This window comes from Allochromatium humboldtianum (assembly GCF_013385175.1).
Classification (GTDB): Bacteria; Pseudomonadota; Gammaproteobacteria; order Chromatiales; family Chromatiaceae; genus Thermochromatium; species Thermochromatium humboldtianum.
The window spans coordinates 66,354-92,888 of record NZ_JABZEO010000014.1 but is presented as its reverse complement, the minus strand read 5'-3'; the positions used below and the strand labels follow the sequence as shown (position 1 = coordinate 92,888).

The window sequence follows — 26,535 nt, the reverse complement described above, 5'->3', positions numbered from 1 at the left end:
TCGCTTCCCTCTGGAAGTGGGGGTTTTGGCTTTGGGGCGTTTTCGATCTGTTCGCCGATCTCATACGATGGACACACGCCGTTCAGCGTGCTGACGAATGCGCTTTGGATAGCGGTGCGAAACTGAATCGATGCCAGCGGCAAGGACCGAGTCGGTCGATCGCTTCGAGGTGCTCGCGCGTCGGATAGCCCTTGTGCTTGGCGAAACCGTAGCCGGGACACTCAGTATCCAGTTCGAGCATGAGACGATCGCGCGCGACCTTGGCCAGGATCGAGGCCGCGCCGATGGCCGGCACCGAGCCGTCACCGCCGACGATGGCCTCGGCGGCGATGTCCAGCTCAGGGCAACGGTTGCCGTCGATCAGCACCTTGACAGGGCGGATCCGGAGGGATTCGACCGCGCGACGCATGGCCAGCAGCGTGGCTTGCAGGATGTTGAGCCGGTCGATCTCCTCGGCGCTTGCCCAGGCAACCGACCAGGCGAGCGCCTGTTCGCGGATCAGCGGTTCCAGACGTTCGCGGCGCGCGGGGCTGAGTTTCTTGGAGTCGCCGATACCGGCGATCGGGCGCGCCGGGTCGAGGATGACCGCCGCCGCGCACACCGGGCCGGCGAGCGGGCCGCGCCCAGCCTCGTCGACGCCGGCGATCAGGATGGACTTATCGAGCATGGTTTGAGACTGCATGTTCGTTTCCGATTCGAGTGGCGCTCCGGCCTGATGACGTGGAATCGCTGATCAGATCCAGCACAGCTCGCGCGGCGCTCGCCGCTGCATCACGGCGCAACTCACGATGAATCCGTTCATATTCGGCCTGGATTGCTGCAACGCGCTCGGGATCGTCCAGGTAGGCAAGCAGGGCAGGCGCCAGACGCTCGGGCCGGCAGTCGCTTTGCAGGAACTCGGGCGCCAGCGCCTGTCCGGTGAGCAGATTGGCCATGGCGACATAGGGTACCTTGACCAGTTTCAGCCACCTGACCAGATGATAGGTCAGTGGATGGAGCCGGTAGGCCACGACCATAGGCCGCTTGAGCAGCAGCGTCTCCAGGGTCGCGGTTCCAGAGGCGGTCAGCACGGCATCGGCGGCCGCGATGGCTTCGCGGCTGTGGCCATCGACGAGCGTGATCGGCAAATCGGGATCGAACCGCTGCAACTCGGCTTCGAACAGCGCCCTCAAGCGTGCATTGACCAACGGCACGACGAAACGCAGCTCGGGTCGCGATCGAAGACAATACCGCGCCGTGGCGATGAAGGGGGCCGCGAGCCGACGCATCTCGCCAGCCCGGCTCCCTGGAAGGAGGGCGATGATCGGCGCATCCCCCAACAGCCCGAGCACCGCCCGCGCCTCGGCACGATCGACCTCCAGCGGAATCTCATCGGCCAGCGGATGACCGACATAGGTCGCCGGCACGCCATGCCGACGCAGGAAGTCTTCCTCGAACGGAAAGATGCACAGCATCCGGTCGATCGCGCGCCGGATGCCCTTGACCCGTCCGGCACGCCAGGCCCAGACGGTCGGGCTGACCAGGTGCATGGTCTTGATACCGCGTTCGCGCAGGCGACGCTCCAGCCCCAGATTGAAGTCGGGCGCATCCACGCCAATGAAGACCGCCGGCGGGTTGGCGATGAAGTGCTCCAGCAGTTGACGGCGCAGACCCAGCAGCTCGGGCAGATGCGCCAGCACCTCGGTCAAGCCCATCACCGACAACCGCTCCATGTCGAACAGGGTCTCACAGCCGACCTCACGCATCCGTGGACCGGCCACGCCGACGAAGCGTACCTCGGGACACTGCGATCGAATCGCCCGCGCCAGCGCCGCGCCAAGCAGATCGCCCGATGGCTCGTTGGCAACGAGGCCGATATAGAGCGGCTCGTCACTGCTCGGAGCGGGGCAAGGGGTGTCCTGGGACGTCATGTGATGAAAGCGAGATGGTGGTTGGAGATGGCTCGCTTCGGGATTCCGGATTCAGCGCGCCAATCCGCGTCCGGCAGCGCTGATGAAATCCAGCAGCGGTCTCAGTTCGGGCGTGTCGACGGCCATCTCGGCGATCTGAGCACGCGCCTCGTCGAGCTTGAGATTGGCCATGTAGAGGGCGCGATAGGCGCGTTTGATGGCGCGAATGGCCTCGGGCGAAAACCCGCGCCGCTTCAGTCCCTCGCTGTTGATCCCATGCGGCTCGGCCGGATGTCCGCCGATCGTGACATAGGGCGGCACGTCGCGCGTGAGCACCGAGCCCATGGCACAGAAGGCATGGGTCCCGATGCGGCAGAACTGATGCACGATGGTGAAACCGCCGAGGATGGCCCAGTCCTGGATCTCGACATGCCCGCCGAGCGAGGCGGCATTGGCCAGGATCACCTGGTTGCCGATGCGGCAGTCATGGGCGACATGGGTATAGGCCATGAACAGGTTGTCATCGCCGATGCGGGTGACGCCCTGATCCTGGACCGTGCCGCGATGCAGGGTCACGAACTCGCGCACCTGATTGCGATCGCCCATCTCCAGCCGGGTCGGTTCACCGCTGTATTTCTTGTCCTGCGGATCCTCGCCGACCGAGGCGAACTGGAAGATGCGATTGTCGCGCCCGATCCGCATCGGTCCGCGCAACACGGCGTGCGGCCCGATGCGGGTGCCGGCGTCGATCTCGACCCCGGCGCCGATCACGGCAAAGGGACCGACCTCGACCGATGAGTCGAGCTCGGCGCCCGGATCGACCAGGGCGCTGGGGTGGATCAAGCGTCGAAGTCCCGCGCCGTGCACATGATCTCGGCGGTCGCAACCACCTTGTCATCGACGCGCGCCTCGCCGTCGAACTTCCATATCCCACGGCGCACCGGCCCCAGCCGCACTTCCATGATGAGCTGATCGCCCGGCTCGACCGGACGCTTGAAGCGCGCCTTGTCGATGCCGACGAAGTAATAGAGCGATTTTTCACCGACCAGATCCGGACGCGAGGCCATCGCCAGCAGTCCGGTCGCCTGCGCCATGGCCTCGACGATCAGCACGCCGGGCATGACCGGACGCACCGGGAAGTGACCCGTGAAAAATGGCTCGTTGAAGGTGACGTTCTTGAGCGCGGTCAGATACTCGTTGACCTTGTAGTCGATGACCTTGTCGACCAGAAGAAAGGGATAACGGTGCGGCAAAAGGCTCAGCACCTTGTGAATATCCATCGTGCTCACGACATCCTCCGAACGACCCGCGTGTCGATCGGAATCCCGTGGATTCGGATCTGATCCATCCATCAGGACTCCTCCCGCTCGTGTGTTGCGTTCATGTTGGCAATAAGGGTTTCGAGTTGCTTGACTCGGCGCGTCAGCTCATCCAGATGCCTGAAGCGCGCCGCATTACGTCGCCAATCCGCGTTTGGCATGGCTGGTATCCCACTGCTGTAGACACCAGGTTCCTTGAACGACCGGGTGACCATGGCCATGCCGGTGAAGTGCACGTTGTCGCCGATCTCCAGATGACCGGCCATGCCGACCGCCCCGGCGATGGTGCAGTTGCGACCGATGCGGGTCGAGCCGGAGATGCCGGTGTTGGCGGCCATGGCGGTATTGTCGCCGACGACGACGTTGTGTCCGATCTGGATGTGGTTGTCGAGCTTGACCCCGTGGCCGATGACCGTATCGCCTATGGCGCCGCGATCGACCGAGGTGTTGGCGCCGATCTCGACATCGTCGCCGAGCACCGCCCGTCCGACCTGGGGGATGCGCACCCAGCGTTCGCCATCCTTCGCAAAGCCGAAGCCCTCGCGTCCGATCACCGCGCCCGGATGGATCAGGGCACGCTGGCCGACACGGGTGCCGGCGCACAGGGTCACGCGCGCCACCAGCCGGCTGTCGGCGCCGACTTCGACTCCTTCGCCGAGGATACAGCCGGGACCGACGAAGACGCGCGGTCCGACCACCGCACCGGCCTCAAGCACCGTCAGCGGTCCGATCCAGGCGCTCGGATCGACCTGGGCGGCCGGATCGACCACGGCGGATGGGTGGATACCGCCGACGACTTCCGGGTATGGATGCAGCAGACGCGCCGCGCGTGCGAAGGTCAAATAGGGGTTGTCGCTGAGCAGCACAGGCACCCGGGCGTCGGCCGCGTCGGATTCCTTGAGGATCACCGCTGAGGCGTGCGTCCTGGCCAGATGGGCGCGATAGGCCGGATCGCCGAGAAAACTCAGGCTGCCGACCCCGGCGCTGTCGAGCTGGGCGACATGGTCGACCACGACTTCGTCGTCGCCACGCAGGGACACACCAAGCCGGACGGCGAGTTCACCGAGACGAATCTGCATGGGATGAGTCTCCAAGCCGGAAAACGCGAGCAGGCGCCTAGCGCGGGGCCGAGGCGTCGGCGCGCGACCCGGAGTTCTTGTCGAACTCCTGCTTGAGCCGCTCGATCACCAGATCCGAGATGTCGATGCGTGGATTGGAGTAGACCAGACCCTCGCTGAGGATGAGGTCGATCTTCTGCTCCTTGGCCAACTCGACGACGACCTCCTGGACCTGACGGCTGAGCTTGGTCCGCAGTTCGTTCTGACGCAGCGCGAAATCGTCCTGGAACTCATCGCGCGCATACTTGACCTTGCGCGTGCGGCTACGGATGTCGTTCTGGAGCCGCTGGAGTTCGTTCTCGCTCATCAGCGGACCATCGCGTTCGAGCTGGCGTTGCAGAGCCGTGATCTGTTCCTGCTGTTCGCGCAGATCACGCTCGCGCTCCTCGATCTCGCGCTGGAGCGCGTCGCGCGCGGCCTCGTACTGGGGCGACTGTTCGACGACCCGATTGGGATCGACCACGGCGATGCGATACTCGGAGTCGGCGGACACGGCGGGCTGGGCCGTGAGCCCAAGCAGTGTGGCCGCCACGAGCGGCAGGGCGAGTGTCTTCACGGGCGCCTCCATGGGTTTAGAAGGTCTGGCCGAATCCGAACTGGAAGACCTGGGTATCGTCGCCATCCTTCTCGTTGAGCGGGACGGCGAAGCTGACCGACAGCGCGCCGACCGGGGAGAGCCAGGTTACAGAGATACCGGTCGAGTAGCGCAGGTCGCCGAGATCGAAGCCGCTGTAGGTCAGCAGATTCGAGTCATCGTAGGTCGACCAGACGTTGCCGAAGTCCAGGAAGGCCCCCAGACGCAGTGACTTCTCGAACTGTCCCCCGATCGGGGCCGGGGCGAAGAACTCGATACTGCCGGCGAACTTGAGGTTTCCGCCCACGGGGTCGTCGCTGCTGACTTCGCGCGGACCGAGCGTGTTGGCCTTCCAGCCGCGTACCGAGCGCGGACCGCCGGCATAGAAGTTCTCGAAGAAGGGCAGATAGTCGGTCTCGCCATAGCTGTCGCCATAGCCCAGGTTGGCGCTCAGCGCGACGATGTAACGCGAGGTCAGCGGGATATAGAGCTGTTCGTCGTAGCGCAGCCGGTAGTATTGGAGATCACTGCCGGGAACGGTCAGCTCGGCCTGGAGGCTGCGCAGTGAGCCGCGGGTCGGGAAGATGGCCGTGTCGCGCGTGTCGCGCGTATAGCTGGCGGTGAGTGAGAAATCGTTGAAAGTGTTGCCGTTGTTGGCGACGAACTCCTGGGCGATCTCGGATTCACCTGCGGTGAAATCCGTGTATTGATAGTTGATGCCCAGCCCGGCACGGCTGGTGTCCGTGATGGGCAGTCCGAAGTTCAGACCGGCGATCCCGACGTCGGTCGAGTAGTCGGCGCCGATCAGCTCGTCGTAGTCGGTTTCGCGATAGGACAGATTGAAGCCGCGGCTGATGCCGTCGACCGTGTAATAGGGGTTGGTGTAGCCGAACTGATAGAGCGTGGTCGAAGAGCTGTTGTTGAAGGCGACCGCCACCCGCTTGCCGGTACCGAGGAAGTTGTTCTGGGTCACACTGGCGTTGAGCAGGATACCGTCGGACTGTGAGAAGCCGATACCGGCGGCCAGATTGCCGGCGGGTTTTTCCTTGACCTTGACCTCGACGTCGACCTGATCGGCCGAGCCGGGCACGGCCGGCGTCTCGATCGCGACCTCGTCGAAATACCCCAGCCGCTGCAGGCGCTCGCGCGACTTGCGCACCAGATCGGCCGAGAACCAGGCGGTTTCGAGCTGACGCATCTCGCGGCGCAGCACCTCGTCTCGGGTGCGGGTGTTGCCCTGCATGTCGACACGGCGCACATAGACGCGCTTGCCGGCATCGACGAAGAAGGTGACGGCGACCTCGTGCTTCTCCTCGTCGACCTCGGGAATGGTGTTGACGTTGGCGAAGGCGTAACCCTCGTCGCCGAGCAGGTTGGAGATGCGCTCGGCGCTCTCTGTGGTGAGCTTGCGCGAGAAGAACTCGCCGCGCTTGAGATGGATCAGCGGAAAGAGTTGCTCTGCTGGCACCGAGGGATCGCCGGCGAGCTTGATGTCGCTGACGCGGAAGGGCTGCCCCTCCTCGATAGTGACTGTGACATAGATGTCCTTCTTGTCGGCGCTGATCGAGACCTGGGTCGACTTGACGTCGAACTTGATGTAGCCGCGATCCAGATAGAAAGAGCGCAGCGACTCCAGGTCGCCGGCGAGCTTCTGCTTGGAGTACTGATCGTTCTTGGTATAGAAGGAGTTCCAGCGCGACGGACCCAGCTCGAACACCTTGCGCAGTTCGTCAGCTTCGAAGGCCTGGTTGCCGATGATGTTGATCTGCTTGATGCGCGCCGTCAGGCCCTCGATGATCTCGATGTTGACCGCGACCCGGTTGCGCTCCAGCGGCGAGACGGTCGACTGGACCAGCACGCCGTATTTGCCGCGCGCGAAATACTGGCGCTCCAGCTCCTGCTCGATGCGGTCGAGCACCGAGCGGTTGAAGACGCGACCCTCCTTCAGCCCGATGTCGGCCAGGGCGGCCTCGAGCGCCTTGGTCTCGATGTCCTTGTTGCCGCTGATCTTGATCTCGGCGATGGCCGGACGCTCGCGCACCTGGATGACGAGCACGCTGCCGTCGCGCTCGACGCGCACGTCGTCGAAGAAGCCGGTCTGATAGAGGGCGCGGATGATGCCGCCGGTGACATCGTCGCCGACGGTGTCGCCGACCTGGATCGGCAGGTAGTTGAAGACCGTGCCTGGGGCGATGCGGCGCAAGCCCTCGACCCGGATGTCGGAGACCTGGAAGACCTCCGCGACGGCCATGCCCGGCGCGGTCGAGGCGAGGGCGCACAACAGGAGCGCTCGCCAGGCGCCGTGGCGGAGTGACTGAGTTTTAGCGCGCAAGACGGTTTCCCCTGAATTGAAGCCGGATGTGCCGGGCGGCCGGCATCCAAGGCGCGCTAGTATAAGGGATGCGCTCGGGTTAGCCCAATAGTCGCGACAGGTCGACGTAGAAGGCGAGCGTCATGAGCGCCGCCAGCAGCAGGAAACCGACCTTCTGGCCCTGGATCATGGCTTCCTCGGACACCGGACTGCCCTTGATCCACTCGACCAGATAGAACATCAGGTGTCCGCCGTCGAGCACCGGGATCGGCAGCAGGTTGAGGATGCCCAGACTGATGCTGACGACGGCCAGGAACTTGACGAAGGAGTCGAGACCATAGCTGGCGGTGCGTCCGGCGGTCTCGGCGATGCTGATCGGACCGCTCAGGTTGTGGATCGAGGCCTCGCCGATCAGCATCCGGCCCATGACGCGCAGCATCAGGGCGCTCATCTCGTAGGTCTTGTCGAAGGCCAGCCCGAGCGACTCGACGGGACCGTGACTGACGCGCACCAGATAGTCCTCCATGAGATCCTCGCGTGCCTCGACGCCGGCGCCGATGCGCCCGACCGTTCGGCCGTCGGCGTCCATGGCGCGCGGGATGAGTTCGAGCCGCTGGAGTCCGGTGTCCGGGCGCTCGATGTCGAGGGCGATCGGGGTCTCGGGCCGGTCGCGTACCAGATCCACCAGTTCGCGCCAGGAGCCGATCGGCGTGCCGTCGGCAGCGATCACGCGGTCGCCGACCTGAAGACCTGCGCGTTCGGCCGGCTCGCCGGGCAGGATCTCGCCGATCACGGCCGGGATCGTCGGGCGGCGTGGCGTGACGCCGAGGCGTGCGAGCAGATCGGGTTCGTCGCTCAATCCGGCGATGGACTCACGCGGGATCAAGCGGTCGCGCAACTGATTGGATTCGTCGCGGACCTGGACGACCAGATCGTTGCCGTCCATCGAGGCGACCGTCAGGGCGAGCAGGGCGTTCTCCCAGCTCTGGGCCGGGCGCTCGCCGACCGCCAGCAGTTCGTCGCCGGGGCGGAAGCCGGCCGCGGCGGCGACCGACTCGGGTTCGACCGTGCCGACGATGGGCTTGAGTCCGGTGTCGCCGGCCATGAAGATCCCCCAATAGGCGAGCACGGCGAACATCAGGTTGAACAGCGGGCCGGCGACCACGATCGCCGAGCGTTTCCAGAGCGCCTGACGGTTGAAGGCGCGCTCGAGTTCGGCCTCTGGGATCGGTTCCTCGCTCTCGCGCTCGTCGAGCATCTTGACATAGCCGCCGAGCGGGATCGCGGCCACGACGTATTCGGTCCGGTCGGCCCCGAAGCGCCGGCTCAGCAGCGGTCGGCCGAAGCCGATGGAGAAGCGCAGCACCTTCACGCCGAGTTTTTGGGCCACCCAGAAGTGACCGAACTCATGCACGGTGATCAGGATCGCCAGGGCGACCAGGAAGGAGGCGATGGTGAAGAGCATGTCCATGGGGATGTCGGGCCGGATTTGCGAATGAATGAACAGGTGGGGATGGAGCCATCATAATGCCAGAGTCGAGGAACCTGGAATCCGGCGTCTCATCGGCGATGGCCTGCCTGAATTTACACGACGCCGGTGATGGGCGAAGATTGCCCGTCGAAGCCTGAGTCCAAATGCGACCATGTGTGAAACTTCACAGTGCCGATGATGCCTTCCCGACTCGTCGTGATCAGTTGTTTCGCCACGCTCGTCAGTCATGGCGATGTCGTTGGCGCGGCCTCGTCACTGACGGATTTTCTTGTCGAAGCTCAACATTCAGTGTCGCACCCGCTTCCGCCAAAGTATGTGATCGCCCCGAACGGAACCGTAAAACTGCGCATCTGCTTCAATTGGTCGTGTTCGCGCCGAGAGATCATGACGTTCACTCCTGACGATATGGCCCGATTGAAAAGAAGCATCGCAACCTGCTCGGGCAAGAGCCTTCACGATCGACTGCAACGTGTGCGCATCGGCATCCAGCAAATGGAATTGCTGGCACAAAAATACCAGCCGTTGCTGGGCAACGACCTGGCCATCAATGATTTCGAAACCGGACTCGATGGACGGATGGATTGCGTCGACAACTCCAGCAATACCACCACCTATCTGAGTATCCTCCGGGATATCGGGGAACTCAACGAATGGACGGTCTCAACGCCCAGGGTGCGCAATCGTTTGAGTCTCACCGCCGTTCACTGGACGGCCGTCATCATCGACAAGGAAAGCGGCATCCCCTGGAGCGTCGATTCCTGGTATCGCCCCAACGGCCATCTACCGATGGTCATGCCCTTGCAGAGCTGGATCGAGGAAAAGAAGGGCTGGGAACCGCCTTTCAAGGATCTCAATCCCACCCCGCTATTCACCCATGAGTTGTGCCATACGCCGTGATTCGGGTCGTGATCAACCCAACGGCTTGGTCTCCGGCAAGATGTAAACGACTCCGCCCTTGCCCGTGAATTTGCCTTGTATCGCACTCTCGAAGAAGTCCACTGGGACATTGATGCAGCCGAAGGAAATACGGTTGTCGAGCGGCGTCGGCGTGGCCAGGCGTTCCGCCCGGCGATCCTTGGGCGCCCCCTTGACGACCGCATGCATCGAGAGAGAGTGCTCATAGTCGAGCCAGAGGATCTCCTTGCCCTTGGCATTGCGGCCCATTTGCGAGACGAAACGCCCCGCCGGCGTCGTCCGCTCTTCCGGCGGAATACGCGACAACGGCTTGTCACCCACGCCCGGAACGGAGTGATCGCCTTTCGCCAGACCCAGCAGCACAGGCGCGGCGCCGTGGAGCTTTCCGTCCGCTTCGAACACATAGACCCTGGCGTTGACCTTATCGATGATCGCGAACGGCAAGCCAAGGTTGTCTTTCGAGCGAACGATCCAGTCTGCCATGTCCCGTGTTCGGCGCGAGGCACTCTCCGACGCAAAGAGATCCTGCCCGGACTTACGCGCGCCGGCCGTGCTCGTTTCCATGACGAACGCGATATCCGCGTCCTTGGAATACGTAGCATCGAGCAACGGGTTGGGCAGATGCGCGGCATCGTCCACCTTCGTTGTCTGCATCGGGACGCAACCAGTCCCCAGCAGGCTCAGACACAGGCTTAGAGCCATACCCGTCGTATTCCAGGGCAACGAAGCCGACGGTCGAGGCTGCACACAAGTGCCGATCTTGAGCCTCCGTGTCTCGTTGTCGTGGACATCCTTGCGCTTGATCAGGCTGTAGTCGGTCGACGAGCCGTGCTTCGAATGCATCGCAGTCATTAATGTCTGCCCCATCTTTTGTCTTGACAGTCAGGCGCCGAGATTAGATATTGAAAACCCTGAAATTCGATGAGTCCGCTTGGATGATAGCAGTCGTAATGCGTTGATACTAGTCGCTTTTCAGTCGCTTGAATTTCTGAACCCTAAACAAACGACAGGCCGCGAAAGATGAACAACAAAAATCGTCCCGTTCTCGCCATGGTTGCCGCAGTACTCGTGCTGGGCCTCTCGGCTTGCAGCACCACCAAGCACGAGCCGGCGCCAGAGGCGCCCGCACCCGTGGTCATGGAGCCAAAAGCTGATCGCGGTTGATCGTCTTGCCGTTTCGACGGCGGTTGCTCCGCGTTTGGAGCCGATAGCGCATGATTAAGCCCGGCGTATGAGCCGTTATTCCAGGCTCATGCGCCGAGTTCATTTCTATAGTTAGCCTGCCCGTGCCTGCACCAAGTGCTCGGCTTGCGCGCGCGCGCGCCGGTCGACGTCGAGCAGGAACTCCAGCCCCTGTCCCTCGACCGACTCGCGCGGCAGCGCCTCCAGCGTGCCTTCGACCACGGCGGCGATGCCGGGGAAGTCGATGCGCCGATCGAGGAAGGCGGCGACCGCGATCTCATTGGCCGCATTGAGCACCGCGGGCGCCGTACCACCGGCGCGCGCCGATTCGAAGGCCAACCGCAGACAGGGGAAACGCGCGAAATCCGGTTCCTGGAAGTCCAGCCGAGCGACGGCGAACAGATCCAGCGGCGTCACGCCCGAATCGATCCGCTCCGGCCAACCCATCGCGTGCGCGATCGGGGTGCGCATGTCGGGATTGCCGAGCTGGGCCAGCACCGAGCCATCGTCATACTGCACCAGCGAATGGATGACGCTCTGCGGATGGACGACGACCTGCACATGATCGGTATCTGTGCCGAACAGCCAGCAGGCCTCGATGACCTCCAGACCCTTGTTCATCATGGTCGCTGAGTCGACCGAGATCTTGCGTCCCATGTCCCAGGTCGGGTGGGCGCAGGCCTGCTCGGGCGTGACCGAGGTCAGACGTTCGAGCGGCCAGTCGCGGAAGGGACCGCCCGAAGCCGTCAGCAGAATACGGCGCACCCCGACCCGGTCCAGCCCATCGCTGAAGTTCGGCGGCAGACACTGGAAGATGGCATTGTGCTCGCTGTCGATCGGCAGCAGTTCAGCACCGCTGTCGGCCACCGCCTGCATCAGCAGCGCCCCGGCGACCACCAGCGATTCCTTGTTGGCCAGCAGCACGCGCTTGCCGGCGTGTGCGGCGGCCAGAGTCGGACGCAGACCGGCCGCACCGACGATGGCCGCCATCACATAGCCGACCTCGGGCAGGGCCGAGACCTGTTCGAGCCCCTCGACGCCGGTGAGGATCTCGGGACGCTCGGGCATGTCGGCCAGCAGCTCGCCCAGACGCTGCGCCGCCTCGGGGTCGACCATCACCGCATATTGGGGCCGATGCCGACGACACTGCTCAGCCAGCCGTTCGGCGTCGGTGTTGGCGGTGAGGGCCACCGCGCGGAAACGATCCGGATGACGCGCCAGCACGTCGAGCGTGCTGACGCCGATGGAGCCGGTGGCCCCGAGTACGGTCACGCCAATCACTGTCCTAACTCCAGTCAAGTCAAGGCCCAGGTCATGCCCAGGGCATAGAGTGGGGCGGCCGCGGTCAGGCTGTCGATGCGATCGAGCAGACCGCCATGGCCGGGCAAGAGTCGGCTCGAATCCTTGAGTTGACGCCGGCGTTTGAGCAGGCTTTCGTAGAGATCGCCGATGATCGACAGCATGGCGACCAGTATGCACAGGATCACGACGAACAGCACGCCCAGCGGAGCCAGTCCGAGCCAGCCGGCCACGAACAAGCCGACCAGCGCCGCTCCGGCCAGGGCGCCATAGGCGCCAGCCCGAGTCTTGCCAGGACTGACCGCTGGAGCCAGCTTGGTTCGGCCCCAGCGCCGTCCGACGAAATAGGCCGTCGAATCAGCCGTCGCCATCAGGATCAACAGCGAGAACACCAGTCCTGGACCGAGTTCCGCGATTCGATGCAGGCTCAGCAGGGCCACCCAGGTCGAGGCCAGGATCAGCAGTCCGCTGATCAGCAGCAGGGGACGCGGCCCCTCGACCGGCTCGATGCGCTGGATGCGTGGAATGGTCAGGCTCTGTCCGATCCACCAGATCAGGCTCGCCAGGAGCAGGGGCGGCCAGCTCGACTCGGACCAGTGCCAGAGCGCGGCCAGCGTGGCGGCGATGAACGCCAGATAGAACCGGCGCGCGGCCTGTCCATCGATGCCGGCCAGACCACACCACTCCCAGGCCGCAATGAGCATGGCCGCACCCAGAAAGACCGCAAAGGCCCAGGTCGGCAACAGGAGCACGGCCCCGACCACGAGCGGCGCGAGCCAGAGCACGGTCTGGGCGCGGCGGCGCAGATTGTTCGCAGCGGGCGAGATGTTATCCGACACAGGAATCCACCAGGGCTGGAGTCGTCTGCTCGACCTGATCGCCGGTGAGTCCGAAACGCCGCTGACGCCTGGCATAGTCGTCCAGCGCCTGACCATAGGCGGCGGCATCGAAGTCCGGCCAGAGCACGCCGGAGAAATAGAGTTCGGCATAGGCCGATTGCCAGAGCACGAAGTTACTCAAACGCTGTTCGCCTCCGGTGCGGATGAATAGATCCGGCTCGGGTAGGTCGGGGAAGGAGAGGCGGTCGGCCAGTTGCCGCTCGTCGATCTGGGACGGGTCGAGCCGGCCGGCCTGGACGTCCAGGGCCAGTTGCCGAGCGGCCTGCATGATGTCCCAGCGTCCACCGTAATTGGCCGCGACCTGGAGATTGAGCTTGGTATTGTCGGCGGTCAGCGCCTCGGCCTCGGCGATGCGGTGCTGGAGCTTCTCGGGAAAAGCGCCGCGCTCACCGATGATGCGCAGACAGACCCCGTTCTCGTTCAGCCGTCGCGCCTCGCTGCGCAGGGCGGCCATGAACAGCTCCATGAGGATGTTGACCTCGGTGCGCGGGCGGCGCCAGTTCTCGCTGCTGAAGGCGAAGAGCGTCAGGGTCTCGACGCCCCGGCGCACGCTCTCCTCGACCACGGCACGCACACTCTTGACGCCCTCGCGATGACCGGCCGTGCGCGGCAGGCCGCGCTGCTTGGCCCAGCGCCCGTTGCCGTCCATGATGATGGCGACATGCCGGGGCATGCGCGGATCGGGCGTGCGTTCCGGAGCGACGTCGGATTCAGTATCCACAAGGCATCGAATGGCGTTCTAGGCGAGCGAACTTCGGCATCAGATGGACATCAAGTCCTGTTCCTTCTCGGCCAGCACCGCGTCGACTTCCTTGACGTACTGGTCGGTGAGCTTCTGCACGATCTCCTGACCGCGCCGCTCGTCGTCCTCGGAGATCATCTTGTCCTTGACCAGTTCCTTGAGATCGTGATTGGCGTCGCGGCGGATGTTGCGCACCGCCACGCGCGCCTGCTCGGCCTCGTTGCGCGCGACCTTGATCAGATCGCGTCGGCGCTCTTCGGTCAGCGGCGGCATGGGCACGCGGATGGCGGTGCCGGCGGTGTTGGGGTTGAGTCCGAGGTCGGACTGCATGATCGCCTTCTCGATCGCCTGCACCATGTTGCGCTCCCAGGGCGTCACCAGCAGGGTGCGCGCATCCTCGGCGTTGATGTTGGCGACCTGGCGGATCGGCACGTCCTGCCCGTAGTAGGAGACCATGATGTGGTCGAGCAGCGACGGATGGGCGCGACCGGTGCGGATCTTGGCCAGTTCGTGGGTGAGCGACTCGACACTCTTGGCCATGCGCTCGGCGGCGTCTTGCTTGATATCGTCGATCATGATGTCAGTTTCCGCTTACGACCAGTGAACCGACGTCCTCGCCGGCCAGGAGGCGGGGCAGGGCGTTCGGTTCGTTGATGTTCATGACCCGCAGGGGCATGGCGTGATCCCGGCACAGCACGATGGCGGTGGCGTCCATCACCCCGAGATTCTCGCGCAGCGCCTGATCATAGCTGAGTCGGGGATAGAAGACGGCGCCCGGCTCCTTCACCGGATCGGCGGAATAGACCCCGTCGACCTTGGTGGCCTTGATCAGTAGGTCGGCGCCGATCTCGATGGCGCGCAGACTGGCCGCCGAGTCGGTGGTGAAGAAGGGGTTGCCGGTGCCGGCGGCGAAGATCACCACGCGCCCCTTCTCCAGATGACGCACGGCGCGGCGGCGGATGTAGTCCTCGCAGACTTGGTGGATATTGAGCGCCGACATCACGCGCGTCGGCACCGACATCCGCTCCAGCGTGTCCTGCATCGCCAGGGCGTTCATCACCGTGGCCAGCATGCCGATCTGATCACCCGTGACCCGATCCATGCCGCGCTTTGCCAGCCCCGCACCGCGAAAGATGTTGCCGCCCCCGATCACCAGCGCCACCTGCACGCCCGAGGCGATCAGGTCGCGCACATCGCCCGCGAGCCGTTCCAGGACGTCCGGATCGATGCCATGGTCGCCCGCGCCCATCAGCGCCTCGCCACTGAGTTTGAGCAGGATGCGTCGATACGCGGGAGCCGTCATGGCCGCGGGCCTCGTGGTGATGTGATCGGATGGTCGGCAGGATACAGCAATGGCTCAGTTGCCGCGAACCTGCGCCATGACCTCTTCGGCGAAGTTCTCGACCTTCTTCTCGATGCCCTCGCCGACTTCCAGGCGCGTGAAGCGACGCACCTCGGCGCCGGCCTGCTTGAGCAGTTGGGCGACGGTCTGGTCGGGGTTCTTGACGAAGGGCTGACCGAGCAGGGTGACTTCTTCGAGGAACTTGCGCACCCGGCCTTCGATCATCTTCTCGACGATCGCCTCGGGCTTGCCGCTGTCGAGCGCCTGGGCCTTGAAGATCTCGCGCTCCTTGTCCAGGGTCGCGGCCGGCACCTGATCGGCGCTGAGGCACATGGGGTTGCTGGCAGCGATGTGCATGGCGATGTCGCGGCCGAGCGTCTCGTCGCCGCCGACCAGTTCGACCACCACGCCGATGCGAACGCCGTGACGATAGCTGTGGAGCACACCCTCGGCGCCGTCGAAGCGCACCAGACGACGCACCTGGATGTTCTCGCCGATCTTGGCGATCAGGGCCTCACGGGCGGCATCGACCGTGTTGCCGTCGGCCAGGGTCTGACCGGCCAGCGCCTCGGCATCGGCCACGCTGCTGTTGAGCGCGGCGGCCGTGACGGCCTCGGCGAACTCCAGGAAGTTGGAGTCCTTGGCCACGAAATCGGTCTCGCAGTTGATCTCGACCATGACGCCGTTCTTACCGTCGGCGGCGGTCTGGATCATGACCACGCCCTCGGCGGCGGTGCGCCCGGACTTCTTGGCGGCCTTGGCCTGACCGGACTTGCGCATGGCCTCGATGGCGGCCTCGATGTCTCCGTTGGCTTCCACGAGCGCGGCCTTGCACTCCATCATGCCGGCGCCGGTGCGCTCGCGCAGTTCCTTGACCAATGCGGCTGTAATCGCCATGACTAGAACACCTCGTCGACCCGCTCGGGGTCTGCTTGAATTCGGATATGAAGCGCCGCCGCGCCGGGCGGCGTCTCGCAAAACTGGATCGGCTGAGACAGGCGGCGCGCCCCGTCCGCTCGGAGCGGGGCGCGCGGGCGATCACGCCTCGGCCTGGGCCTCGTCCTGGATGGAGCCCGCGCCACGGCCGACCATGGCGGCGGCGGTGCTGCGACCGTCGAGGATGGCATCGGCGGCGCCGGCGATGTAGAGACGCACGGCACGGATGGCGTCGTCGTTGCCGGGGATGACGTAGTCGACGTTGCTTGGATCGTTGTTGGTGTCGACCACGCCGATGACCGGGATGCCGAGCTTGTTGGCTTCGGTCACGGCGATCTTCTCGTGACCGACATCGATGACGAACATGGCATCCGGCAGGCCGTCCATGTTCTTGATGCCGCCGAGGCTCAGTTCGAGCTTTTCACGCTCGCGCGACAGACCCAGAGCTTCCTTCTTGTTGAAGCGCTCGATGGTGCCGCTCTCGAACATGGCCTCCAGATCCTTCAGACGCTTGACCGACTGACGGATGGTCTTGAAGTTGGTGAGCATGCCGCCGAGCCAGCGGTGGTTGACGAAGGGCATGCCGCAACGCTCGGCCTCTTCGCGGATGGCATCGCGCGCGGCGCGCTTGGTGCCGACGAACAGGATCTTGCCGCCGTTGGCGGCCAGGGTGCCCATGAAGTTCACGGCATCCTGGTAGAGCGGCAGGGTCTTTTCGAGGTTGACGATGTGGATCTTGTTGCGCTGCCCGAAGATGAAGGCCCCCATCTTGGGGTTCCAGTAACGGGTCTGGTGGCCGAAATGGACTCCGGCCTCCAGCATCTGGCGCATGGTGACGTTGCTCACGATCTTCGCTTCCTGAATCTGAAATGGTTGGGTTGGACCTCCACGCGCCCCAGGCGACAACCCGAGTCAACGGGCACCCAGTCATCTGTGACGGCGCGTGTGTGGACGGATCGGCGCGCCTCTTCCAACGAAGTAAACGGCCTGGCCGAAGGGCCAAACGAAAAAGAGCGGAAACGCGAATTTCCGCCTTGGCGCCGCCGTCGCAAGCCCCCACCATGAATCATGGCGGGCAGTCGTCAATTGCGACAGCGCGCCGCGTTTTATACCATAGCCGGTTACACAGGGGCAAATGCCCGAACGCCTGACGAGCCGAATCGATACCAAAAGACCGTGGATGCTTCCAACCGTAAGATGAATGTGCGGATCAAGACCCCAGAGGCGATCGAGAAGATGCGCCTCGCCTGCCGTCTGGCCGCCGACGTGCTCGACATGATCGAGCCCCATGTCCAACCCGGAGTCACCACCGAGGAACTCGACCGGCTCTGTCACGACTACATCGTCGACCATCAGGGCGCCATCCCGGCCCCGCTCGACTATCGCGGTTTCCCCAAGTCGATCTGCACCTCGATCAACCATCAGGTCTGCCACGGCATCCCGAGCAACAAGCGGCTCAAGAAAGGCGATATCGTCAATATCGACATCACCGTGATCAAGGACGGCTATCACGGCGACACCAGCCGCATGTTCTTCGTCGGCGAGCCGTCCGTGCTCGCCCGTCGGCTCGTGACCGTCACGCAGCAGGCGATGATGCTCGGTATCGCCGCCGTCAAGCCGGAGGCCACGCTCGGCGACATCGGGCATGTCATTCAGCGTTTCGTCGAGACCCAGGGGTATTCGGTGGTGCGCGAATACTGCGGACACGGCATCGGCGAGGAGTTCCACGAAGACCCGCAGGTGCTACACTACGGCAAGCCCGGCGAGGGTCTGAGGCTCAAGCCGGGGATGTGCTTCACCATCGAGCCCATGGTCAACGCCGGCAAGCGCTTCATCAAGGTGCTGCCGGACGGCTGGACCGTCGTCACCAAGGACCGCAGTCTCTCGGCCCAGTGGGAGCACACCATCCTGGTCACGGAGACCGGCCACGAGATTCTGACCCTGCGCGCCGCCGAGCGCGCGACCCTGGGCGTCTCATGACCCAGGGCGCCTCCCTGCTCGCCGCCACCGCGCCGGTCGAGACGACGCTCTCGCCGTCAGACTCACTGCGCTTCTTCAAGGAACGGCTGAGAGCGGGGAAGGACGCGCTCTACCAGCATTATGACCAGCGCGTTCCGGTCACGCGTCTGGTCCGGGAGCTGAGCGAGCTCATCGATGCCGTCCTGCGCGATGTCTGGACCCTGCATCTCGGCGAATCCGCCGCTGCGGCGCTGGTGGCGGTCGGCGGCTATGGACGACGCGAGCTGCATCCGGCCTCCGACATCGACATCCTGATCCTGATCGATGCCGAACCCGCGCCGCCGCTGATCGAGTCCATCGAGCGTCTGCTGACCCTGCTGTGGGACATCGGACTTGCGGTCGGTCACAGTGTCCGCACGGTCGAGGATTGCGTGCGCGAGGCCGAGGCCGACGTCACGGTGATGACCAACCTGCTGGAAGCACGCTGGCTGGCGGGTTCTGAAGCGCTCTTTCAGGATATGCGCACGGCCACCGGCCCCGACCGTCTCTGGAACAGCGAGCGCTTCTTCGCGGCCAAGACCCAGGAGCAGCGCGCGCGCTGGCAGAAGTACGGCGACACCGCCTACAACCTCGAACCCAACATCAAGGAGAATCCCGGCGGTCTCCGGGACATCCAGATGATCGGCTGGGTGGCCAAGCGTCATTTCGGCGCCGAGACCCTGCACGAGCTGGTCGATCACGGTTTTCTGACCGAAGCCGAGCACCAGACCCTGATCGGCGGCCAGACCCTGTTGTGGCGTATCCGCTTTGCGCTCCATCGGCTGGCCGGGCGACACGAGGACCGGCTGCTGTTCGACTATCAGCGCACCCTGGCCCATCAGTTCGGCTTCAGCGACGGCGAGAACAATCTGGCCGTCGAGCAGTTCATGCAGCAGTACTATCGCACCGTTCAGGAGCTCAATCAGCTCAACGAGATGCTGTTGCAGCTCTTCGGCGAGGCGATCCTGCTGCACGACGACATCGGCCCGCCCGTGCCGATCAACAAGCGCTTCCAGTCGCGCAGCGGCTATCTGGAAGTCACATCGCCAAGCGTGTTCCGGCGCACACCGATCGCGCTGCTGGAGGTCTTCCACATCCTCCAGACCCATCCCGAGCTGGAGGGCGTGCGTGCCAGCACCATCCGCCTGATCCGCGAGAACCGCCATCGTATCGACGACAGCTTCCGCGCCGATCTGCGCGCGCGCAGTCTGTTCATGGAGATCCTGCGCGAACCGATCGGGCTCACCCACGCCATGCGCCGCATGAGCCGATACGGCGTGCTGCCGGCCTACATCCCGGCCTTTGCCAACATCGTCGGGCGCATGCAGTACGATCTGCTGCACGTCTACACGGTCGACGAGCACACCCTGACTCTGCTGCGCAACCTGCGCCGCTTCGTCATCCCCAAGCACGACGAGGAATTCCCGCTCTGTAGCGCGGTGGCACGGCGCATCCCCAAGCTGGAGCTGCTCTATCTGGCCGGACTCTTCCATGACATCGCCAAGGGGCGCGGCGGCGACCACTCCAGCCTCGGTGCGCGCGACGCCTGGGACTTCTGCCAGCACCATGGTCTGAGCGCGTTCGACAGCCGGCTGGTGTGCTGGCTGGTCGAGCAGCATCTGGTGATGTCCATGACCGCACAGCGCAAGGACATCGGCGATCCGGAGGTCATCCAGTCCTTCGCCGCGCTGATCGGCGATCCGACCCGGCTCGACTATCTCTATCTGCTGACCGTCGCCGATGCGCGCGCCACCAATCCGGGACGCTGGAACAGTTGGCTCGATGCGCTGCTGCGCGAGCTCTACTACAGCACCCGGCGCGCGCTGCTGCGCGGTCTCGACAATCCCCAGGCCCAGGATGAGCTGGTCGCGCAGAAACAGGCCGAGGGTCTGCGTCTGGTGGCGCGCTATGGCGTCGAACCGGACACCTGTCAGGCGCTCTGGCAGCGTTTCAACCGCGACTTCTTTCTCTACAACTCACCCGACGAAATCGCCTGGCAGACCCGGCGTATGCTGGAGACCGGCCCGGCGGACTGGCCGCTGGTCGACATCCGGCCGATCACCGCGCGCGGCGGCAGCGAAATCTTCATCTACTCGCGCGATCGCGACAATCTGTTCGCCCGCACCACGGCCGCGCTCGATCAGATGGGCCTGAACATCATGGATGCGCGCGTCATGACCACCAGCGACGGCATGGTGGTCAACAGCTATCAGGTGCTCGATCGCGATGGCGTGCCCATCGACGATCCATTGCGTCTCGGCGAGGTGCGCGAACAGCTCGCGGCGCGTCTGGCCGAACCGACCCAGGCCCGCATCCGGGTCACGCGCACGGCCTCGCGTCAGCATCGGTATTTCCCGATCGAGACGCGCGTGTGTTTCTCGGTCGACGAACCCAACCAGCGCACCATCATGCGTCTGACGACTCTCGACCGGCCGGGACTGCTGGCCGAGGTCGGGGCTGTGTTCGAGCAGTGCGGCATCCGGTTGCAGAACGCCAAGATCGCCACCGTCGGCGCCGAGGTCGACGACGTCTTCTTCATCACGACCGCCGAGGAGACGCCCATCACCTGCGAGCAGGCGCTGTCCTGTCTGAGGCGCGAGATCCATGATCGACTCGAAGCGCGTCCTGCGGCCTGAGCCGGGTCAGACCTCGAATGTAGCCAGTGTGTATTCGGGCGTGAGAGGCCCGGCGTCGGGTCTGGTTGGCGGCGTTCTGCTCGCCCTGACCGGGCTGGCGATCGCCGATGAGTCCGGGGTGCGGGCCGCTGTCCCGGTCGATCCGCCTTCCATCGGCATGGCTCAACCGGACATGGCCGCGCCCTGGCTCGACGAGGTCCGCGCCCAGCGCGAAGCCTGGGAGGCGCGGCGCTCGGCCATGCGCGAGCAGCACGAGCAACGCCGCCGCACCCATCATCCGCCGGGGGCGCTTCAGCCGGATGACTGGGAGGAGGATCTGCGCCGCCGCCGCGCCGAGCGCCAGGAGCGCATCGACCAGGATCGTGAGTCCTTTCACCGGCTCTACCCGCCGGGCTGGAACAACCTCTGGTACTTTCGGGGCTACTAGCGTTCGCGTCCTTCAATATCTGCTGACATTCTAAAATCACCTGCTCCAGATCAAATCAAAAAACCTTGGATCGACCTAGAATCCATTCCATCGACGTCGAGCTGGAGTGGACATGTCAGGCTTGGATCCAACCATCGGTCATCCCTCATCGGGTGCATCCTGCGCGCGATCCCGGCATGAACACGGGCACGCACTCCCCATCCTGCACGAGATCCGTCACGCGCTCGAACGCCTGCTCGCCAGCGGCGAGGAGACGCGCATCGATCTCCATTCCATGCCCTTCGGTCCGGGCGACCTGGAGCGCCTGACCGCTGTGCTCGGTTCGGGCGAGGTCCAGGCGCGTGTCGAAGCGCTCGGTCCGACCCTGATCCAGGAGACCGCCATCCCCGGCGTCTGGCTGGTCGATTATCGCGGCCTGGAAGATCAGCGCCTGAGCTATCAGATCGAGATCGCCGCCATCCCCGAGATCCTGCGTCCGCGCCCGGAGGATCTCGCCGAGTCGCTCGGTGCACTCGAGGATCGACTCTCCGAGTCCGGACTGGACGCCGCCGCGCCGAACGCTTCGCCACCTTCGTCCTGACACCCGAAAGGAGGGACCATGCGCAAGAGATCCGACAAGACACTGGGCGAGAGCCTGCGCGATCACGGCCTGTCACGCCGGGGATTCCTCAAGCTCTGCGCCGCGACCGCCTCCCTGATGGCCCTGCCGCCGAGCATGGCGCCAGCCATCGCCGCCGCGCTGGAGCAGGCACGCCGCCCCTCGGTCATCTGGCTCTCGTTCCAGGAATGCACCGGCTGCACCGAGTCGCTGACCCGCGCCCATGCCCCGACGCTCGAAGACCTGATCTTCGACTTCATCTCGCTGGACTATCACCACACGCTCCAGGCCGCGTCCGGTGAGGCCGCCGAGGAAGCGCGGCTCCAGGCGATGGAGGAGAACAAGGGCCGGTATCTGGTGATCGTCGACGGTTCCATCCCGGGTCCGGACGCCAATCCGGGCTTCTCGACCGTCGCCGGTCACAGCAACTATTCGATCCTGATGGAGACGGTCGAGCACGCCGCCGCCGTGATCGCGGTCGGCACCTGTGCCGCCTTCGGCGGTCTGCCCCAGGCACGGCCCAACCCGACCGGCGCCATGTCGGTCATGGATCTGGTCCGGGACAAGCCGGTCATCAACGTCCCCGGCTGTCCGCCGATCCCCATGGTCATCACCGGCGTGGTCGCGCACTATCTGGTCTTCGGTCGCCTGCCCGAGCTGGACGGCTATGGCCGGCCGCTCGCCTTCTACGGCCAGTCGATCCACGACCGCTGCTATCGCCGGCCCTTCTACGACAAGGGGCTGTTCGCCGAGAGTTTCGACGACGAGGGCGCGAAACTCGGCTGGTGTCTCTACCGACTCGGCTGCAAGGGACCGACCACCTACAACGCCTGCGCCACCATGAAATGGAACGACGGCGCCAGTTGGCCGGTCGAGGCGGGGCATCCCTGTCTGGGCTGCTCCGAGCCGAAGTTCTGGGATGCCGGCGGTTTCTATGAACCTGTGTCTGTGCCGCTCACGCTCGGTCCCGGAACACTGCTGGGCGCGGGCGTGGTCGGTGCGGTTGCCGGCGGCGGACTGGCGACCCTGGCCCGCAAGCAGCGCAAGGAAGAAGCGGGCACGCGCCAACCCGTCACCGTCGACGAATTGGAGCAAAAGCTATGAGCGGTTCGATGGAATTCCTGCTGTGGACCAAGGGTCCACTCTTCGATATCGCGCTGGCGATCTTCGCCATCGGTCTCATGGCGCGTCTGGTCGAGATCTTCATGCTCGGGCGGGCACACAACTATGCCGAGCCGCGCGCCCATGAATGGCCGGCCGGACTGCGCACGATGCTCACCCGCACCATCGCCGATCCGGGCACCTTCAAGCGCGCGCCCTTCAACGTGGTGGTCGGCTGGATCTGGCACATCGGCTTTCTGACCGCGCTCCTGTTCTTCGTGCCCCATGTCGAGCTGATCCGGAGCGTGCTCGGCTTCGCCTGGCCGGCGCTGCCCAATCCGCTGGTCGACTTCGCCACAGCCATCACCATCCTGGCCCTGATCGCGACCCTGGTGCATCGGCTCACCCATCCGGTGAAGCGGCACATCAGCACGGTCGAGGACTATCTGGTGTGGGCCGTGGTGTTCATGGTGGTTCTCACCGGCTATCTGGCCTATCACCGTCTGGTCGAACCCTATCCGCTGGCGCTCGGCATGCACATCCTCAGTGCCGAGATCCTCTTGGTCATCCTGCCCTTCACCAAGCTCACCCACATCTTCACGGCCTTCATCGCGCGCTGGTACAACGGCGCCGCCTTCGGCCGCAAGGGGGTCCAGTCATGAGCGAACTGACACTCGAACGGGGTCTGGCCGCCTTTCGCGCCGAGATCGACGCCCCGACGGCGGCGTTCTTCTCCAGTTGCGTGCACTGCGGACTCTGCGCCCAGTCCTGTCCCTTCTATCTCGAAACCGGCGATCCCAAGTACACGCCGATCCTGAAACTGGAACCCCTGCGCCGGGTGTGGGAAAACGAATTCACCCTCTGGGGCCGGATCAAGGGGCGGCTCGGTCTGCAAAAGCCGGTCACGGATGAGATGCTGGCCGAATGGGAGGAGCTACTCTACGACTCCTGTTCCATGTGCGGTCGCTGCTCCATGGTCTGCCCGGTCGGCAATGATCTGGCCTACATGATCCGCAAGACCCGCGAGGGCATGGTCCAGTCGGGCCATGCGCCCGAGGGACTGATTGCAGCCGCCTCGCGTGCCATCAAGACCGGCAGTCCCATGGGTCTGCAATGGAAAACGCTCGCGGTCCAGATCCAGCATGTCGAGTCCAGCAGCGGCTTGACCGTCCCGGTCGATCAGGAAGGCGCCGAATATCTGGTGCTGCTGTCCTCGATGGAGATCATCAATTTCCCCGAATATCTGGAAGCCATCACCAAGATCTTCGACCATGCGGGCGTGACCTGGACGCTCTCGACCCAGTGCTTCGAAGCCACCAATGCCGGCATCCAGATCGGCAACAAGGACATCGCCGCCGAGCTGGTCGAACGGGTCGTGGCGGCGGCCGAAACGCTCCGGGTGTCGAAGGTCATCAGTCCCGAATGCGGTCATGCCTATACCGCCATCCGCTGGGAAGGACCGAACCTGATCGGCCGGCCCTATCCGTTCCGCGTCTTCCACATCATCGAGGTGCTCGACGAACTGCGCGCCGCCGGGCGGATCAAGACCGAGGGCAAGGAGGACGACCGGCTCTCGATGCACGATCCCTGCAATCTGGCGCGCAAGAGCGGTGTCATCCAGCAGCAGCGCAACCTCATGGCTCTGGTGGCCGAGAATTTCGTCGACCTCAAGGAGCACGGCAAATATCAGTGGTGCTGCGGAGCCGGCGGCGGCGTCAGTTCCAACGAACGCGCCGAGGAACTCAAGATGGCAGCCTTCAAGCGCAAGAAGGCGCAGATCGAGGAAGTCGCCCCCGAGCGCATGGTGACGATGTGCGCCACCTGCCGCACCCAGCTCGAAGAGGGGCTGGAGGCGTTCAACATGGAGATTCCGGTGGTCGGACTCACCGAGATGATCGCCGAGCATCTGGTCGAACGCGACTGAACCGAACACCTGTTTTAGAGCCGGGCCGCGTTGGCGGCCCCGTGCCGGAGATCCGCCAACATGAGTGAACGCATCGTCGTCGACCCCATCACCCGCATCGAGGGCCATCTGCGCATCGAGGCCCAGATGGACGGCGCCAACATCGCCCAGGCCTATAGCTCAGGCACCATGGTCCGCGGCATCGAGACCATTCTCAAGGGCCGCGATCCGCGCGATGCCTGGGCCTTCGTCCAGCGCATCTGCGGCGTCTGCACCCTGGTGCACGGCATCGCTTCGGTGCGCGCCGTCGAAGATGCCCTCAGGATCGAGCTGCCGCTCAACGCCCAACTCATCCGCAACCTCATGATCGGTGCGCAGTACATCCACGATCATGTGATGCATTTCTATCATCTGCACGCGCTCGATTGGGTCGATGTGGTCAGCGCCCTGAGCGCCGATCCGAGAGCGACCTCTGAGCTGGCCCAGTCCATCAGCGCCTGGCCGAAGTCTTCGCCCGGCTATTTCGCCGACACTCAGAAACGGATCAAGACCTTCGTCGAATCCGGCCAGCTCGGCATCTTCGCCAACGGCTATTGGGGACATCCGGCCTACAGGCTCCCGCCCGAGGCCAACCTGATGGCGGTCGCGCACTATCTGGAGGCACTCGCCTGGCAGCGTGACACGGCCAAGTTCCATGCCATCTTCGGCGGCAAGAATCCGCATCCGAACTTCGTCGTCGGCGGCGTCCCGTCACCGATCGATCTGGACTCGGACTCGGCGCTCAATGCCAAGCGGCTGGCCGAGGTCCGGAATCTGATCCAGTCGATGCGCACCTTCGTCGATCAGGTCTATGTGCCCGACACGCTGGCCATCGCCGGGTTCTACAAAGACTGGGGCGAGCGCGGCGAGGGGCTGGGCAACTTCCTCTGCTATGGCGACCTGCCCACGGGCGCGAGTCTGGACCCGGCGACCTTCCTGTTTCCGCGCGGCGTCATCCTCGACCGCGATCTCTCGACCATCCACGAGGTCGACCTGGAGGCCACCGGCGAGATCCAGGAGTTCGTCAACCATTCCTGGTACGAATACAGCGTCGGCAACGATCGCGGACTGCATCCCTACGAGGGGCAAACCAATCTGGAATACGACCGGCGCGGCGGTGTGGCGCCGCCCTATAAACAGCTCGACGTCAGCGACGGCTATTCCTGGCTCAAGGCGCCGCGCTGGAAGGGGCGCTCGGTCGAGGTCGGGCCGCTGGCGCGTGTTCTCATGCTCTATGCCACCGGTCACGATCAGGCCCGAGAGCTGGTCGACAGCACGCTCTCCCGGCTCGAACTGCCGGTCGACGTGCTCTATTCGACCCTGGGACGCACGGCGGCGCGCACCCTGGAGAGCAAGATCCTGGTCGACGCCATGCAGGGCTGGTACGACGGTCTGATCGCCAACGTCAAGGCCGGCGACACCAGGACGTTCAATGAAACCCTGTGGGAGCCGTCGAGCTGGCCGAGCCGGGCGCAGGGCGTCGGCATCATGGAGGCTCCGCGCGGCGCGCTCGGACATTGGATCGTCATCGAAGACGGGCGTATCGCCAACTACCAGGCCGTGGTGCCCTCGACCTGGAACGCCGGACCGCGCGACGGTCGCGGTCAAGCCGGCGCCTACGAGGCCGCGCTCCAGGACAACCATCAGCTCGTCGACGTCAAGCAGCCGATCGAGATCCTGCGCACCATCCACTCGTTCGATCCCTGTATCGCCTGTGCGGTGCATCTGGCCGATCCGGAGTCGGGCGAATCCTTCCAAGTCCGGGTCGTTTGAACGCACCCGATCGCGGATGGCCGAGCCGGATCGATCCCGCTC

Annotated in this window: 25 protein-coding genes; 9 read left to right on the top strand and 16 right to left on the bottom strand. The window is 64.6% G+C overall.

Annotated features, from left to right (window positions below):
• Positions 1-82: 82 nt before the first annotated feature.
• The 8 genes from rnhB to rseP form a co-directional block, all read right to left on the bottom strand.
• The gene (gene rnhB / locus HW932_RS17400; RefSeq protein WP_246296896.1) at positions 83-682 is read right to left on the bottom strand and encodes a ribonuclease HII; all 600 of its coding nucleotides are present in this window, start codon (positions 680-682) and stop codon (positions 83-85) included.
• Entirely contained in the window at positions 657-1,910 is a 1,254-nt protein-coding gene (gene lpxB / locus HW932_RS17395; protein WP_176977750.1) for a lipid-A-disaccharide synthase, read from the bottom strand. Before lpxB ends, rnhB begins: the two co-directional genes overlap by 26 nt.
• Before the next feature lie 51 nt (positions 1,911-1,961).
• Entirely contained in the window at positions 1,962-2,732 is a 771-nt protein-coding gene (lpxA, locus tag HW932_RS17390; RefSeq protein ID WP_176977749.1) for an acyl-ACP--UDP-N-acetylglucosamine O-acyltransferase, read from the bottom strand.
• Positions 2,729-3,241, bottom strand: a complete 513-nt coding sequence (gene fabZ, locus HW932_RS17385) for a 3-hydroxyacyl-ACP dehydratase FabZ (protein WP_176977748.1) — start codon at positions 3,239-3,241, stop codon at positions 2,729-2,731. Before fabZ ends, lpxA begins: the two co-directional genes overlap by 4 nt.
• Positions 3,241-4,287 (bottom strand): UDP-3-O-(3-hydroxymyristoyl)glucosamine N-acyltransferase, encoded by a 1,047-nt coding sequence (gene lpxD, locus HW932_RS17380; RefSeq protein ID WP_176977747.1) that lies wholly within the window; start codon positions 4,285-4,287, stop codon positions 3,241-3,243. The genes fabZ and lpxD overlap by 1 nt, the downstream gene beginning before the upstream one ends.
• Positions 4,288-4,324: 37 nt before the next feature.
• On the bottom strand, positions 4,325-4,882 hold the full coding sequence (locus HW932_RS17375; protein ID WP_176977746.1) for an OmpH family outer membrane protein: 558 nt from the start codon (positions 4,880-4,882) through the stop codon (positions 4,325-4,327).
• A 16-nt stretch (positions 4,883-4,898) separates the two neighbouring features.
• Positions 4,899-7,232: an outer membrane protein assembly factor BamA gene (gene bamA, locus HW932_RS17370; RefSeq protein WP_176977745.1), complete on the bottom strand. Its 2,334-nt coding sequence runs from the start codon at positions 7,230-7,232 to the stop codon at positions 4,899-4,901.
• 79 nt (positions 7,233-7,311) lie between these two features.
• Positions 7,312-8,682, bottom strand: coding sequence for an RIP metalloprotease RseP (gene rseP / locus HW932_RS17365; protein WP_176977744.1), 1,371 nt, complete (start codon positions 8,680-8,682; stop codon positions 7,312-7,314).
• A 198-nt stretch (positions 8,683-8,880) separates the two neighbouring features.
• Here rseP and HW932_RS17360 point away from each other — a divergent pair, with 198 nt between their 5' ends.
• Positions 8,881-9,600, top strand: a complete 720-nt coding sequence (locus HW932_RS17360; protein WP_246296894.1) for a hypothetical protein — start codon at positions 8,881-8,883, stop codon at positions 9,598-9,600.
• Between the two features lie 12 nt (positions 9,601-9,612).
• Here the strand turns inward: HW932_RS17360 and HW932_RS17355 are convergent, their stop codons facing one another.
• The 8 genes from HW932_RS17355 to rpsB all read right to left on the bottom strand — a co-directional run bounded on the left by HW932_RS17355 (position 9,613) and on the right by rpsB (position 16,849).
• A complete protein-coding gene (locus HW932_RS17355; RefSeq protein WP_246296892.1) occupies positions 9,613-10,485 on the bottom strand; it encodes a L,D-transpeptidase in 873 nt (290 codons plus the stop codon).
• 408 nt (positions 10,486-10,893) lie between these two features.
• A complete protein-coding gene (gene ispC, locus HW932_RS17345) occupies positions 10,894-12,081 on the bottom strand; it encodes a 1-deoxy-D-xylulose-5-phosphate reductoisomerase (RefSeq protein ID WP_176977742.1) in 1,188 nt (395 codons plus the stop codon).
• A gap of 14 nt (positions 12,082-12,095) precedes the next feature.
• Positions 12,096-12,938: a phosphatidate cytidylyltransferase gene (locus HW932_RS17340; RefSeq protein ID WP_176977741.1), complete on the bottom strand. Its 843-nt coding sequence runs from the start codon at positions 12,936-12,938 to the stop codon at positions 12,096-12,098.
• Positions 12,928-13,671, bottom strand: a complete 744-nt coding sequence (uppS, locus tag HW932_RS17335; RefSeq protein ID WP_176977755.1) for a polyprenyl diphosphate synthase — start codon at positions 13,669-13,671, stop codon at positions 12,928-12,930. Before uppS ends, HW932_RS17340 begins: the two co-directional genes overlap by 11 nt.
• An 87-nt stretch (positions 13,672-13,758) precedes the next feature.
• The gene (gene frr, locus HW932_RS17330; RefSeq protein WP_012971241.1) at positions 13,759-14,316 is read right to left on the bottom strand and encodes a ribosome recycling factor; all 558 of its coding nucleotides are present in this window, start codon (positions 14,314-14,316) and stop codon (positions 13,759-13,761) included.
• Positions 14,317-14,320: 4 nt separating this feature from the next.
• Positions 14,321-15,043 carry a UMP kinase gene (pyrH, locus tag HW932_RS17325; RefSeq protein WP_176977740.1) on the bottom strand — a complete coding sequence of 241 codons (723 nt, stop codon included), beginning with the start codon at positions 15,041-15,043 and terminating at the stop codon, positions 14,321-14,323.
• 54 nt (positions 15,044-15,097) lie between these two features.
• Positions 15,098-15,979, bottom strand: a complete 882-nt coding sequence (gene tsf, locus HW932_RS17320; RefSeq protein ID WP_176977739.1) for a translation elongation factor Ts — start codon at positions 15,977-15,979, stop codon at positions 15,098-15,100.
• Between the two features lie 141 nt (positions 15,980-16,120).
• Positions 16,121-16,849 carry a 30S ribosomal protein S2 gene (rpsB, locus tag HW932_RS17315; protein ID WP_176977754.1) on the bottom strand — a complete coding sequence of 243 codons (729 nt, stop codon included), beginning with the start codon at positions 16,847-16,849 and terminating at the stop codon, positions 16,121-16,123.
• Positions 16,850-17,194: 345 nt separating this feature from the next.
• Here rpsB and map point away from each other — a divergent pair, with 345 nt between their 5' ends.
• From map to HW932_RS17275, 8 genes are all read left to right on the top strand, one after another.
• Positions 17,195-17,998, top strand: a complete 804-nt coding sequence (gene map, locus HW932_RS17310) for a type I methionyl aminopeptidase (RefSeq protein WP_176977738.1) — start codon at positions 17,195-17,197, stop codon at positions 17,996-17,998.
• Positions 17,995-20,652: a [protein-PII] uridylyltransferase gene (glnD, locus tag HW932_RS17305; RefSeq protein WP_176977737.1), complete on the top strand. Its 2,658-nt coding sequence runs from the start codon at positions 17,995-17,997 to the stop codon at positions 20,650-20,652. Before map ends, glnD begins: the two co-directional genes overlap by 4 nt.
• Complete coding sequence (locus tag HW932_RS17300; RefSeq protein WP_176977736.1) at positions 20,621-21,079, top strand: hypothetical protein; 459 nt, start codon at positions 20,621-20,623, stop codon at positions 21,077-21,079. The genes glnD and HW932_RS17300 overlap by 32 nt, the downstream gene beginning before the upstream one ends.
• A 112-nt stretch (positions 21,080-21,191) precedes the next feature.
• A complete protein-coding gene (locus HW932_RS17295) occupies positions 21,192-21,659 on the top strand; it encodes a hydrogenase expression/formation protein (protein ID WP_176977735.1) in 468 nt (155 codons plus the stop codon).
• Positions 21,660-21,677: 18 nt separating this feature from the next.
• Positions 21,678-22,781, top strand: coding sequence for a hydrogenase small subunit (locus HW932_RS17290; protein WP_176977734.1), 1,104 nt, complete (start codon positions 21,678-21,680; stop codon positions 22,779-22,781).
• Positions 22,778-23,440 (top strand): hypothetical protein, encoded by a 663-nt coding sequence (locus tag HW932_RS17285; RefSeq protein ID WP_176977733.1) that lies wholly within the window; start codon positions 22,778-22,780, stop codon positions 23,438-23,440. The genes HW932_RS17290 and HW932_RS17285 overlap by 4 nt, the downstream gene beginning before the upstream one ends.
• The gene (locus HW932_RS17280; RefSeq protein ID WP_176977732.1) at positions 23,437-24,702 is read left to right on the top strand and encodes a (Fe-S)-binding protein; all 1,266 of its coding nucleotides are present in this window, start codon (positions 23,437-23,439) and stop codon (positions 24,700-24,702) included. The genes HW932_RS17285 and HW932_RS17280 overlap by 4 nt, the downstream gene beginning before the upstream one ends.
• A 60-nt stretch (positions 24,703-24,762) precedes the next feature.
• Positions 24,763-26,493 carry a nickel-dependent hydrogenase large subunit gene (locus HW932_RS17275; RefSeq protein ID WP_176977731.1) on the top strand — a complete coding sequence of 577 codons (1,731 nt, stop codon included), beginning with the start codon at positions 24,763-24,765 and terminating at the stop codon, positions 26,491-26,493.
• The last annotated feature ends 42 nt before the right edge of the window (positions 26,494-26,535 follow it).